This window comes from Paenibacillus amylolyticus (genome assembly GCF_003719335.1).
GTDB classification, from domain to species: Bacteria; Bacillota; Bacilli; order Paenibacillales; family Paenibacillaceae; genus Paenibacillus; species Paenibacillus amylolyticus_D.
The window spans coordinates 16,500-30,549 of the sequence record NZ_RIAS01000010.1 but is presented as its reverse complement, the minus strand read 5'-3'; the positions used below and the strand labels follow the sequence as shown (position 1 = coordinate 30,549).

Here is a 14,050-nt window from a genome sequence, read left to right as displayed (position 1 = left end):
GACAGTCTTCATACCTGCTTTCATACTCACTCACTTACAATTTGAATCGTTCAATCATGCTCTGCAGATCCTCTGCCATGCGAGACAAGGCGGCTGAAGATGCAGCAACCTCTTCCATTGTAGCAAGTTGCTCCTGAGCGGCCGCCGAACCATCCTCGGTTCCCGCGGCAATCCGGTTAGAGAGAACCATCGTTTCGTTTACAGCTTTGTTCACATGTCCCATTCCTTGATCAATCTGACGGGAAGCTGCAGCTGCCTCTTCAGCCTGAGCCGCAACGGTTCGAACCGCATCACGAATCGTTTGGAAGGCTTCTCCAGCTTCTGTGATCATCTGTGAGCTTTTCTCCATACCTTCACCTGTGCGTGCAAAGGTAGATTGAACAGCATGAGTCTTCTCATGCATCTCGCGCATAAGCTCATTAATCCGCTCTGCCGAAGCACCTGAGCTGTTCGCAAGCATTTTCACTTCGTTAGCAACCACAGCAAATCCCTGGCCATGCTCGCCTGCCCTCGAAGCCTCAATGGAAGCATTCAGTGCCAGAATGTTCGTCTGCTTGGCAATGGCTGTAATCTCTGCTACAATCTCCAGAATTTCATCATTTTTCGCTCGCAGATCTTCGATAACAGCCTCCATAGCCTTGCTCTCATCATTCACCTGCTGTATATGGGATACGGCCTCCTGCATCGTGACCATTCCCGCTTCCGATTTGGAGGAGGCTTCGATCGCAATACGCTCCGCATCTCCGACTCTTGCAGAAATCTCCTTCACGCCAAGTGACATCTCACCGATAAGCTGCTCTGTCGCTGCAAGACTTTCATTCTGCATCGTTGTTCCTGCCGCTGCATCTTGCATCAACTCCGCTACTTGCTCCGTTGCTTTGGAGGTCTGCTCAGAGCTTGCCATCAGCTCTTCCGATGATGCTGCCAGTTGACTGGATGTATCATGTACCTCGCCAAGTACATTACGCAGTGAAGTGGTCATCGTATCAAAACTATCACCAAGCTGACCGAACTCATCCTTGCGCCGCAGGCCTACGCGAACCGTCAGGTCTCCTGCACTTACTTGAGATGCTGCTTGTGTTAGCTGCTGCAATGGACGGTGAATGCTGCGGATAATAAAGATCAACAGCACAATACCCACAATAATGGCTACGCCTACAAGTGTAATCGCACGAATCATAATCGGTTTCACGGACTCCGCCGCTTCGGAGGGAATCATCTCGCCGACAATTTTCCAGCCCGTGGCCGTATTTGTGTAAAATACCGCCTCCATCGGTTGACCATCATATATATACTTCACGGTTCCCTGATCTTTCGTGTACATCTCGTTAATGTAGCCTTGATCGGACTGCGTGCCGGATTCAATCTTGTAATGGAACAAAAATTTCCCGCCATTATCCAACATATACAGTTTCCCCGCTTCGCCGATATGGATCTGGTCTACGGTCTCTTTCAAATGATTCAAGCTTACATTAGCTCCAAAAACACCCTTTCCATCTGCCAGTTTGGCTGCTGCTGTAACCACCCATTCCCCTGTTGCTGAAGACTGATAGGTATCCGAGATCACCGGCCCCGATTGTGATATCGCCATTTTGTACCATGGACGCTCACGAGGATCATAAATCTGGTCTCCGGCATCAGGAGATTTCATCCAGCTGCCATCCTCGGCTCCAGCCGTAAGCACACCAAGTTCTTTATGGTTTTTCGACATCCGATCCATCTGAGCTTGAAGCGCAGGACTCTTATTAATAATGTCTTCGGAGGTAATCCCCGATGCCATCTGTACAGCGTTGTCCTTCTCCATATTGAGCATCTGATCAATCTGCAGACTAAGCATTTCCGTTTTGGCCTGTGCAGAACGAGTAATCTCCATTCTAACCTGATCTGCTGCCTTAAGATAAGCAAGCCACCCTACGCTAAGACTAGGTACGATCAGGAATAAAAGGAATGCGGCAATCAGCCGTTTTTTTACCGTCAACGTAAACCGTGATTGAAACCTCACCTTCATTTCTCGCCCTGTTAGAAGCCTTTTTTGAAGCCCTTTTCTCATTATCTATCTATCTCCCATCTTTAAGTTCAACTCTTTTTATCGGAAAGTTCACCGCGAAACATTATGTATCCATATTAAATAATCCCATTTTTAATGGTCTGATCCTATTACTTTAGGTACACTCTCTTTTTGACCCCCTTGTTGGGATCGTTTACAATATTTATATAATGGTTTATTAAGAAACACTTGGAAGGAGAGGATCCAAATCTTAGGCAAGTTTCACAAGCAACAACCTGTATCTAGCAGTGGCTATCCATCCATGCTTCGTTTTCTATTCACGTTCATTCTATGCGCAGGCACGGTATTCGGGCTGTCTAACACCTCTACGGTTTCTGCAGCGCAGACTACACAAGCCGTGCATATTGAAGTTAACGGGGAGCCGCAATTCTGGAACAACGCTCCGCTTATTCTAAAAGGTACAACGTTCGTTCCCTTACGAGATGTAGTCCAATCTGTTAAAGGGAATTTGAAGTGGGATGCCCGTACCAATACAGCTACAATTACCGTTGGCAGGGACAAGCTGGTGCATCAAGCCGGAAGTAAGTCCATTAAAGTAAACCAGGTTTCTCTGGCCTCTCCAGCGAATTCACGCACCATTAACGGCACATTAATGGTTCCTGTCCGTACTCTGGCCAATGCTTTGAAGGCCGATATCGAAGTCCAGCGAACGCCTTCAGGCCAGATGAATGTTGGTATAATGACTGACCAGGTCAGCTTGCTCGATCCTGAAGTCGCTAGCGTGGATGCCTATCTGCGTGAGATCAACTATCCGGGGATGGCTCTGATTGCACGGGGGGGCGAAGCCTTGCTGAAACAGGGGTATGGTCTCGCGGATGAACAGACAATGAATCGTCCGGACCAGAAGACCCGTATCGCCTCCTTGAGCAAGTCATTCACTGCGGCTTCCATCTTGAGTTTGGCAGAAGCAGGCAAGCTAGATGTTCAAGATCCGATCTCCACCTATATTTCCGGCATCCCGAAGGGAAATCAGATTACTCTGCATATGTTACTGTCCCAAACGTCGGGTCTGCCGTCGGCCTTCGGTCGCGGGGAAGGCAATACACTTGAACAAACGGTAGAAGAGATTCGTCACAAAACCTTGAAGTTCGAACCCGGCAGTGCCTACCTGTACAGCAATAGCGGTTACGTGTTGCTTGCGTACGTTGTGGAACAGGTATCTGGCATGAGTTATGCAGACTATGTACAACAAACCATTTTGGAACCGCTCGGCATGAAAGATTCGGGAGAAGCATCACGCAAAGTGCATACGAACAGCGGCTTTGTCCAGCAAGGAAAAGGATGGACACCTGCACCTTACTATGTTTCACAATCCGGTTCAGGTACGCTCTACTCTACCGTGGATGATCTGTTGAAATGGGATCGGGCCTTATACACTGACCAGATTCTAAGTCAGGAAACGATTGAAACGATGTATGAGCCCTATTCCAACAAAAATTACGGCTATGCCTGGATTCTCAAGGAAAACGCAACAAAACGCATCGTCTTCCATAATGGAAGCGGCGGCGGGTTTTCCACAGCATTTTCACGTAATCTATCCGATGATATTACCATTATCTTGCTCGGTAATCATGCGGGCATGGATATGACCACACTGCTAAGTGATGTAGAGGCACGAACGGCCAAAGCTTTGCAATTATAATGGTCGCTTGAAGCATCACAAAGGAGCCGCACGAAGCCACCCATTCAGCGGGGTTGAAAGTTTGTGGTTTGTGGTTTGGTTTGTGGTTTGGTTTGTGGTTTGGTTTGTAGTTTGGTTTGTAGTTTGGTTTGTGGTTGATGCTCTGATTGGTGTTGATGGTTCGGGGACCAGATTACGTTGAGCTCAGGGATTAGTTCGAGTTTGGGTTGGGGGTTAATTGAGGTTAAAGTTAGGTCGAGTTGGGTCGGGTTGAGGTTGGGTTGAGGTTGGGGATTGGGTAACCCCCTTCACCCACCCCCTGTTTATTCTAACGATCTCAGATGAGCTTATTTGAGCTATAATCAGCCTTCAGAAATTGTAACGATCACCAGTAACCTTATTTCTCTAAAAACACATGCTCAATTCCCATTTTCGTATCGATTTCTCTAATTAAGCTTTCCTGTGATCGTTAGAATATACAACCGGCTAATATCACCCAAATAACGTTTCTGGAGATCGTTAGATTTTAGAACCCACCAAAATGAACCAAATATCATCATCCGTGATCACTATAATCGGTTACGGTTTGGGTTATCCCATTAATAACGCTTTCTGCACGTACAATAATAAGAGTATGCAACACGCAAAGGGACGAAGCATGAAAAGCCTCGTCCCTTTTGTTATTCTCATACATCGTTGCTATACCGGCAGTGTGAGGAGACACCAGCTCATCCCTCATATACATAAAAGTCCGGTTTCATCTACCTTGCGTTACGTCAAGTCACGTCAGATCGCGTCAATCGCTTCATATATATTCATACCTCTTTATTTGCTTTATACCTCTTTATATTGCGTCATAGTAGACTCATATATCTTGATTCTCTACCTGTAAATCTACCAAATCTGCATCTATTTATTCAATCGTGACAGGAAGCTGGCCCTTGAAAAGGATCTGTCCCATCATCGCTTTCGCTGCACTGCTCATGGCGAGAGGCCTGCTCTCATATGCCGCGATATAAGTGTGCACATCCGGCAGCTTCTGTAGGTCATACGGACTGCGAAGTGCGATTACAGCCAGCGGTTTGCCAAGTTGCAGAAGCCAGCCGATCAATCGGCATTGCGGGTCGCCCGAAGGGCTGCCTGCATTGTAGGTGCCGACCACAATCTGCTCTATATCCACCGCTTCTGCGGCTTGAAGCAGACGAGCCGAGGACAGCGCAACTTCATCCGCCGCTACCCTCATATCCACCACTTCCAAGCCTTGAGCAGACAAAGCCGCTCCCAGTGTTACCCCTCCATCCAACTGTTCATCAGCAATACTTGTTACTTCTGCGGCAACCGTAATGACAAGTGTTCGCTCTTGTTTTAGCGGCAACATATGTTGTGCATCCCGAATTAATGTAATGCTCTTCTCACTGATTCGCTGAGCTACCTCCTGATGCAGTGGACTATTACGTTGAAACGGCTCGGCAAATGGCTGATTTGCATTCATGGAATCGTGAACCACCGCCGGGGTTGCATGGACATCATCCACACCAAATTTGCCGCTCATACTGACAGATATCTCTACTGCCGTGTCGCTCTCCAGCCCCATCTCCACATTCATTAGCCCACGCTTCATTTTATATGTCAGCAAACGTCTAACAGACTCATCAATCCGCCGCTCACTGATACGTCCACTTTTCACCGCATTCATCAATGCTTCGAAAGCTTCCACTTGTAACTGTGCTGTATGACTGATCAGTACCATATCTGCTCCAGCTTCAACCGCCATCACCGCCGCATCGACCGTGCCGTAGTGAGTCGCGATCGCCTTCATCTCCATACAGTCGGTCAAGATCATACCCTCATATCCAAGCTCCTTTCGAAGCAATCCGGTTAATACCGAATGGGACAATGTGACAGGTAGGCGCTCTGGCTCCAGTGCCGGAAAATAAATATGAGCAGACATCATGGCATCCACGCCTTCCGCTATCGCTGCTCGAAACGGTGCAAGCTCCACCTGATTGACCCTTGTTCTGTCATGGGTGATTACAGGAAGATCGAGATGAGAATCGGTATCCGTATCGCCATGACCTGGGAAATGTTTGGCTGTCGCAGCGATACCGGCATTCTGAAAGCCCGCAATGGATGCCGCACCGAAGTCGGCTACCTTTTCCGCGGATTCCCCAAAAGAACGCACACCGATAACCGGGTTGTTCGCATTGTTATTCACATCGAGTACAGGAGCAAAGTTCATATTAATGCCCATCGATCGCAGTTCCATTCCACTAATGTGAGCTGCCTCATAAGCATCTTGCACCGATCCGGCCGCAGCAATGGCCATCTGTCCAGGCATAAGTGCAATCCCCTCTGTAATTCGAGCCACCATGCCGCCTTCCTGGTCAATAGCAATCCAGAGAGGTACATTGCCCCTTGCTTGCGCAATGTTCTGCAAACCACCAGATAGCCGCTCTACCTGCTCAGGCGAAACCACATTCCTTGCAAAATAAACGATGCCGCCAATCGGATAATCCCCAAGCAGCTTCTCTATCTCACCTTCCGGCTCTGTTCCATGAAATCCGCATAACAACATCTGCCCGACCTTATCTCTTAAGCTCATCTGCCCGATTCTTTGCTTCACCCTGTCCTTCAAGCTACGCATTAGCATTACGTGTCCTCCTCCCATGAACCTCAAACCCTCGTGCCAAAGAGCAGCATCCCTGTCTGCCATGCTACTCTTCATTCCTACCTGCCCATTAAGCGCGTCATTCATCGTATAGCAAATAGGGTCTGCGGCGTTCCTGCCACATCTTCTCCTGCTCACGCCAAGCTGCCATTAAACGAAATAAACCACGACCGTCTCCAATGGTCTCGCGAACCTCTCCCCCTCCAGTAAGTAAATCAATAAAATATCGGGAGCCCTTACGTGGAGGTTCAAGCCACTCAAACTGTTCGGGGTATCGAATGGCTATCTCATGCAAAAGCAACAAACCTGTTTCAACAGAACGGAAGTGCCTTTCTTCTGTGACAAACAGCCTTACACCCCCACATCGTTCTCTGGCATGTTTGGAAAAGGCCGGTGTCATATACACCGGGTGGAAATGTACCCCGCCCAATTTATGAGACTGCATCGCATCTGCTAGCTGTTGCCCATCGATCCACGGGGCACCCAGCCATTCAAATGGCCTCGTCGTGCCTCGACCTTCCGATACATTAGTCCCTTCCAACAGACACGTTCCCGCATAAGCACGTACGGTATCTACCGTTGGCATATTAGGCGAAGGCATCATCCAGGGCAGCCCCGTCTCAGTAAAAGTCATGCTTCGCCGCCAGCCCTCCATCGCTATGACCTCTAACTCACAGGGCACATGATGCTCGGCGTTGACAAGCAAAGCCAGTTCCCCAATCGTCATACCGTTTCGAATGGATGTAGCCCAGGCTCCTACAAAGGATTCAAACCCATCCTTAAGTAAACCGCCTTCCACCTCCACACCGCCAAGCGGATTGGGGCGATCCAGCACCAGTAGACGTTTTCCCGCTTCGCCACACGCCTCCATCATCTGAAATAAAGTTGAAGCATACGTATAATACCTCACACCCACATCCTGAATATCAAAAAGAACCGTATCCACATCAGCAAGCATGTAAGGCTGCGGCTTCTTATGTATACCGTACAAGCTGTATACCGGAATGCCATAACGGGGGTGTTCCGAGTCTGAAAAAGGAATACCCGCCTGCAGCTCTCCAGACAACCCATGCTCACATGCAAACAAAGCCGTCAGCTGGGCATCCACTAAGCTTGCACATACATCCACCGTGGAGACAAAGTCTGCTGTGATGCCCGTCGGATTCGTCACCAAACCAATTCGTGCACCACCAGTTAACCAGGGATGTGCAGTTCCCTCAGCCAGCACATCCGCTCCTGTTTTCACCCTCATGATACATGACCTTCGCTTACCCAACCGACTTGCTGATGATCGTTACCACGGGACGAAACTGGCTCCTCTTCAGGTTCAATCAGATTACTTGCGGCCTTATGCTGATAGATGGCAAACATACCTGCAAACAACGCTCCGAATCCCACAACCGTCAGCATAAGCAGTGCGCTAAGGCACACCACTTGGAAGCAGGCAGCAATCGTATACCCCGGATAACGGAAGAACAACTTCACACTCTCTCCCATCGCCTGAAGGATGCCCATTCCTTTTTGCAACATAAGCTGCCAAGTGTAGAACTGTGAAATGAACGCCAAGATGACAAAAAACGTCTGAAACATGCCTACTGCCATGCCCGTCATGTTGCCTTTCCCTCCGTAATACCACCAGGTTGACCAGAGGATGAAACCCAGCAGTGCGAACAGCAGCCCTGTCACACCGCCCGGAAGCAACCCTCTCCACGTGCCTTCCCACATATCACGCAGCCCGTTCCGGCGCTCTTTCCGCTCCAGCCGATGATGCACTGCGTAACAGACACCAAACAAGAGCGGCATATACATGATGGCAAGCAGCAGCACGGCCACCGGTATCGGTGCAAACATGAGAATCGGAATGAGCAGCACGGAGCTGCCCGCACTGAACAGTGCCACCGGAATGATATCCCGGTAGATCTCCACCCCTGACTTGACCAGCACTTCACTCAGTTTACGCATAGGTGTTGTTCTCCCTTCTGTCATTCAACATCTATTCCAGTCCAATCGCCATCTCCGTCTCCGGGTCAAAGAAATGGGCTTTACGCATATCTAGCACAAAGGTCTTATCCATCCCCACATATGCATGGGTCTCAGGATGAACCTTGGCTGTCACCGTTCGGCTCCCCAGATGGAAGTAGATCAAATTTTCCGACCCTAGATGCTCCACCACTTGAACACGTGCTTGAAGCATGTGATCTTGCGGAATATTGGGTGCCACATCATCACCAAAAATATGCTCTGGACGCAGTCCGAGAATGACCCGTTTACCCTGATAATTGCTTAAGCGCTCTAACACATTGGCTGATAACGTGAAGGATGTACCCTCTATCTTCACTTGTGTACCTTCGATGTGGGCATCAATGAAGTTCATTGCTGGTGAGCCGATGAAACCGGCCACAAACATATTGCGCGGGCTGGCATAGAGCTCCTTCGGTGATGCAACCTGTTGAATGTCCCCATGATTCATCACTACAATGCGCTCCCCAAGCGTCATAGCCTCGACCTGATCATGTGTAACATAAACGATCGTCGCGCCCAGCCTTTTATGCAGCTCCCCAAGCTCTACACGCATCTGCACACGCAGCTTGGCATCCAGGTTAGAGAGCGGCTCATCGAACAGAAAGACCTGCGGATCACGCACAATTGCACGTCCCACGGCAACACGCTGGCGCTGCCCTCCGGACAATTCGCGCGGCTTACGCTCCAGCATAGCCTCAAGCCCCAGAATCGAAGCAGCATTCTGTACTTGCTCATCGATATAGGCTTTGGGTTTCTTCAGATTTTTCAGACCAAAGGACAGATTCTCCCGAATGGTCATATGCGGATATAAGGCATAATCCTGAAAGACCATGGCGATATCCCGATCCTTGGGATGCAGATCATTCACAATCCGATTCCCGATTACGATGTCCCCACTGGTCTGTTTCTCAAGCCCCGCGATCATTCGCAGTGAGGTTGTTTTACCACAGCCCGAAGGCCCAACAAACACGACAAATTCCTTATCTTCTATTACAAAGTCCGAACCGGCGACTGCCGTGAACGTTCCTTTATGGTCGTCTTTGAACTCTTTGCGCACTTGGCGAAACTCCACGCGTGCCATAGGTTAATCCCCCTTTACATTGTCACCTGCTGTACTTGCAAATGTTGCATGGTTATCCTTTCACAGCTCCAATCGTGATACCCTGCAAGAAATAACGTTGCAATGAGAAGAAGAGAATGATCATCGGCAATGCACCGATTGTGGCTCCAGCCATCATGGCACCGAAGTCGGTGGATTCAGCAAAAACAAAGGATGCGAGTCCAACCTGTACCGTGCGCATCTCATTCGAATTGGTGATCAGGAAAGGCCAGAAAAATTCATTCCACGAGGCAACAAAAGTGAAAATCGCCAGCACTGCTATACCTGGCTTTGCCATAGGTAGAATGACCTTCCAGAAGATGCCGAACTCACTGCACGCATCAATTCGAGCGGCATGAATGAGTGAAGTCGGCAGGGTGGACATAAATTGTTTCATAAGAAAGATGTTGCCAACACTGACTGCTGCGGGGAGGATAATCGCTGTGTACGTATCCCCCAGATCAAACACGTTGACCATCAAAATGTAGAGTGGAATCAGCGTCACCTGTGCAGGAATCATCATCGTTCCAAGCAACACCCAGAACACGGCCTGACTGCCCGGGAATTTTAATTTAGCAAACGCATATCCTGCCAGCGAAGCAAAGAACACATTGGTGACCGTCAATATAACGGAGATCAGTAACGAGTTATAGAGCCAGCGCCATGCATCCGTTTTGGCAAAAAAACGTTCATACGGCGACATGGACAGCTGCTCAGGTATCATCTGTGGCTTGAACGAAGCTGACATCGTTGTATCCTGCACCGATCCGACGAGCATCCAGTACATAGGAATAATCGTAATCAGTGCCCAGCCAGCCAACAGAACAGACGCTATAACAAGCAGAATCTTTTTTCGTGTTGAATTCATACGTTGTATTCACCCCCGGATGCCTAATGAAAGCCTTGTTTAATACTCGATATCACTGGAGAAATATTTGAATTGAATCACGGAGATGACAATAATGATGACTGCCAGTACAAAGGATTGTGCCGAGGCTAATCCAAACTCGTAGAACTTAAAGGCCGTCTCATAAATTAAATAAGCAATTGTAGTGGTCGCAAAGTTTGGCCCGCCTTGGGTCATCAGGTATACAGAAATAAACACTTGGAAGGACGTAATGACGCCAGTTACAAGCAAGTAGAGCGTCGTCGGTTTCAAAAGGGGCCATGTAATCTTGCTGAATTGTGTCCATCCGCTCGCATGATCGATATCGGCAGCCTCATACAGCGATTTTGGGATACCTCCCATAGCCGCAAGATACAGAATGATGCCCGCACCATGGGATCCAAGCCAGTTCATCAAGATTAGAGAAAAGAGGGCTGTGCCTGACTGACCAAGCCAGATGATCGGGTCAAGGCCGAAAAAGCTCAGGAAGCGATTGAGCAGTCCCGAATCCGTCGGGTCAAAAATGGCGAGCCACACGATCGAGATTGTCACTCCCGACGCTACCGCAGGCAGATAAAGTGTGGCCTTGAAGAACGTCTGCCATTTGCTTTTCATCTGGAAGATAAAATACGAGAGCACAAACGTAATCAGGATGTTGACGGGTACTGTTCCAAGTGTAAAAATGACGGTATTTTTAATCGACTTCCAGAAGGTTTCATCCTTCACCAGACGTTCGTAATTATCCAGTCCCACCCACGTGGAGTTCATGATGTTGTATTTCTGAAAGCTCATAACAAGAGCTGTTAATACGGGGTACAGTGTAAAAACGAGAAACAGCAGGACAGGCGCCAAAATAAACAAATACGCCCACCCGTAATCTCGCCAGAACCGGACAACCCGGGAATGCCGGGGCGCAGGCTCCGGCGCAAGGGCGGTCTGCATGGCGAATCCTCCTCTCCGAATCAATGTGTCACTGCGTAGTTGGTTATTGTCCGAACATCTGCTGACCTTTGCCTTTAAAATCTTCCGCAATCTGCTCCGGTGTCTTCTCACCCGAGAACAGAGCCTGAATGTTAGGCTTCACGACCTGTTCCTTGAACTGTTTCTGCTGTGAAGCCTTGTCGATATCCAGCTTGAGCACGACTGGCATTGCGATGTGTTTCGCCATCTCTTTGGCCGCATCCAGATTGACCTGCTGTCCCAGTTCCTTGCCTTTGAACAGATCGGCTTGAGATTGTCTTACAAAAGGAAGCGCCAGCTCATTAGCCGAGTTACCCGCTTTGGCACCACTCAGTGCCTCCATAACGAGGAAGGTATTTTTGGCATGCTGCTCACCTTTGTCCTTCTTCTGTTTGAAAGCCACATAACCCTCGCCGCCCATCGTTGTTGCCGCAGGCTGATTATCATTGTGCGGTACGGGCAGCAATACAAAATCAATCTTCTCCCCCTGCACCTTGCCATCGTCAATATCTTTGTTGCGGTTCTGAATCATGACATCATAATAAGGAATCGCCTTCGAGATGATTGCCGTTTCACCGGCATAGAACATGTCTGTCCGCTTCGCCGGAGCAAGTGCGGCCGTTTCCTTCGGCATATATCCTTGATCCATCAGATTTTTGATAAAAGAGAGCGTGTCCAGAATGCGGCCGTCATTCCACTGGAATTTCCCGCTTTCGTCCAGCACATCAATCATGCCGTTGTTACGGGAGAGCATTTCAATAAAATCAAGCGAAGTACCATCTGTCACCAAGGCATATTGTTTACTTCCGTTATCCAGCGTTTTCGTCAACTTGGCCGCGGCTTCGTTAAACTCGGACCAGGTCCAGCCATTCTTCTGGATTGTCTTCCAATCAATGCCCGCTTCATCGAGAATACGTTTGTTACCGCCCCAGGCCCACTGGAATTGATAGAGAGGCAGACCGTATTGTTTCCCTTGAATCTGCCCCAGTTCCAAAGTGCCCGGCAGATAGTCATCTTTGATCTCAGGGGTCAGATAACTGTCCAGTTCCAGTGCCAGTCCGGTATTCACATACGTACCGTCCACACTATGGAAGTACAGATCAGGCGGATTTCCCGCGTTTAAAGCGACATCAAATTTCTTGGGCCCCTCAGCCCAGGAGAGCATTTCCGTTTTCACCGTAATATTCGGGTGTTCCTTATTAAAATCAGCAATTAAGTCCTTCAATTCATCCTCGTATGTGCCATGAACCGGGTATGTCCATACCGTCACCGTATCATTCGCACCCGGATCATTCGAATCTGCTCCACCACTGTTGCCACAGGCTGTGATCCAGACCATCAATAACACCATCGCCAAAACAAGACCCTTCCTTTTCATATCCTTCATCTCCTTTTGCATGTCGTCTTCTCTTGTCCTACGCCCATTATGAATGTCTATTGCTGGTGCCCTTCTGTTACCTTTCCCTTTCGTAACCCTCTGTTCGCAGCTTGGCACAGAGCCGAAATCTACACCTCCTTGGAGATCGACCTGTTCAGCAAGGTCTAGTGTTACTAATGAAACTTTAACGTTAATTAATGTAACATCAATCGTATCGATTCCTTCCAAAATTGTGGATTGAATTCATTATATGAGGTGTAAAATAAAAATTCAACAATAAATTTGTTCATAAAATTTAATTTTACTTTTTCGTTTTAAGCCTCTATACTATGAAAAAAAGAAAATATGCCCTAACGAGGTGAGTACGCTTGCGAGTTTACGCAGGAATTGATGGAGGCGGTACCAAAACTGATGCAGCAATCATTTCTGAATCTGGGGACATTCTGGCAACAGCTCGTGGCGGTGCAACGAATCCACATAGTGTGCCGCCTCACGAAGCTGTAAAGGAGTTATTACATCTCTTAGATGTTCTATTTTCATCCAATGTAGAATTTTTGTCTAATTGTGAGAGTATATGTCTTGGCATGTCAGGTATAGCTGAAGATCAGGAGCGACAATGGATCACCGCTCACGTTGATGACTATATGAAAAGCAAGAAAAACACGGCTGATTCCATTCATGCGAACTGTACGATCCATATTGTCACGGAGGGAGAAATCGCACTAATGGCCTCGCTTGGGCAACCGCACGGTTTGCTCGCCATTTCAGGAACCGGATCGATCATCTATGGAATCACACCGGAAGGTGAAGTGAACCGGGCAGGCGGGTGGGGACATCTACTCGGAGATGAGGGGAGCGGTTATCGAATTGGACAGCGTGCACTGCAAAGCGTTATGAAGAGCCATGATGGCGTTTTACCTACAACCATTTTGACATCACTCGTATTGCAGGAGTTGCAAGTCAAGCATCCACCGGAATTAAAATACGTGGTATACCAAGCGGACTGGAACAAATCGAGCATGGCTTCCATGGCTCGCCTGACGATAGAAGCCGCTGCTGGAGGGGATGAGGTAGCACGTTTCCTTCTCATGGATGAGGCCAAGCAACTGGCCGATACCGCTAAAGCGCTAATACGCCAACATGTTTCTTTCGCCACGGCTCCTATGGCACTTTCCGGTTCCATATTTCGCTACTCTTCCCTGTTTCGAAATACATTCCTTCACCATCTTACCGAAGTGCACGATCAACAGCAGGTTGTCTGCTTGGAAAATGCTCCTGTCCCGGCCGTGGGTGCGGCACAGTTAGCAAGACTACAATGCCACTTGGATAAATCATTCTAAACAAAAAA

Annotated in this window: 10 protein-coding genes; 2 read left to right on the top strand and 8 right to left on the bottom strand. The window is 48.5% G+C overall.

The window, feature by feature from the left end; translation table 11 throughout:
• Nucleotides 1-34 precede the first annotated feature (34 nt).
• A complete protein-coding gene (locus EC604_RS17880; RefSeq protein WP_161556970.1) occupies nucleotides 35-1,978 on the bottom strand; it encodes a methyl-accepting chemotaxis protein in 1,944 nt (647 codons plus the stop codon).
• A gap of 331 nt (nucleotides 1,979-2,309) precedes the next feature.
• On the opposite strand from EC604_RS17880, the gene EC604_RS17875 reads away from it, so the two are divergent.
• The gene (locus tag EC604_RS17875) at nucleotides 2,310-3,710 is read left to right on the top strand and encodes a serine hydrolase (protein WP_123065451.1); all 1,401 of its coding nucleotides are present in this window, start codon (nucleotides 2,310-2,312) and stop codon (nucleotides 3,708-3,710) included.
• 892 nt (nucleotides 3,711-4,602) lie between these two features.
• Here the strand turns inward: EC604_RS17875 and nagZ are convergent.
• From nagZ to EC604_RS17840, 7 genes are all read right to left on the bottom strand, one after another.
• The gene (gene nagZ / locus EC604_RS17870) at nucleotides 4,603-6,339 is read right to left on the bottom strand and encodes a beta-N-acetylhexosaminidase (protein ID WP_240037000.1); all 1,737 of its coding nucleotides are present in this window, start codon (nucleotides 6,337-6,339) and stop codon (nucleotides 4,603-4,605) included.
• A gap of 97 nt (nucleotides 6,340-6,436) precedes the next feature.
• Nucleotides 6,437-7,609: an exo-beta-N-acetylmuramidase NamZ family protein gene (locus EC604_RS17865; RefSeq protein WP_123065450.1), complete on the bottom strand. Its 1,173-nt coding sequence runs from the start codon at nucleotides 7,607-7,609 to the stop codon at nucleotides 6,437-6,439.
• Nucleotides 7,606-8,343 (bottom strand): hypothetical protein, encoded by a 738-nt coding sequence (locus tag EC604_RS17860; RefSeq protein WP_240036998.1) that lies wholly within the window; start codon nucleotides 8,341-8,343, stop codon nucleotides 7,606-7,608. Before EC604_RS17860 ends, EC604_RS17865 begins: the two co-directional genes overlap by 4 nt.
• Nucleotides 8,344-8,350: 7 nt before the next feature.
• Nucleotides 8,351-9,460, bottom strand: a complete 1,110-nt coding sequence (locus EC604_RS17855; RefSeq protein WP_123065448.1) for an ABC transporter ATP-binding protein — start codon at nucleotides 9,458-9,460, stop codon at nucleotides 8,351-8,353.
• Between the two features lie 52 nt (nucleotides 9,461-9,512).
• Nucleotides 9,513-10,346 (bottom strand): carbohydrate ABC transporter permease, encoded by an 834-nt coding sequence (locus tag EC604_RS17850; protein ID WP_123065447.1) that lies wholly within the window; start codon nucleotides 10,344-10,346, stop codon nucleotides 9,513-9,515.
• A 39-nt stretch (nucleotides 10,347-10,385) separates the two neighbouring features.
• Nucleotides 10,386-11,306 carry a carbohydrate ABC transporter permease gene (locus EC604_RS17845; protein ID WP_123065446.1) on the bottom strand — a complete coding sequence of 307 codons (921 nt, stop codon included), beginning with the start codon at nucleotides 11,304-11,306 and terminating at the stop codon, nucleotides 10,386-10,388.
• 43 nt (nucleotides 11,307-11,349) lie between these two features.
• Nucleotides 11,350-12,702, bottom strand: a complete 1,353-nt coding sequence (locus EC604_RS17840) for an ABC transporter substrate-binding protein (RefSeq protein WP_123065633.1) — start codon at nucleotides 12,700-12,702, stop codon at nucleotides 11,350-11,352.
• A 368-nt stretch (nucleotides 12,703-13,070) separates the two neighbouring features.
• On the opposite strand from EC604_RS17840, the gene EC604_RS17835 reads away from it, so the two are divergent.
• Complete coding sequence (locus EC604_RS17835; RefSeq protein WP_123065445.1) at nucleotides 13,071-14,042, top strand: BadF/BadG/BcrA/BcrD ATPase family protein; 972 nt, start codon at nucleotides 13,071-13,073, stop codon at nucleotides 14,040-14,042.
• Nucleotides 14,043-14,050 lie beyond the last annotated feature (8 nt).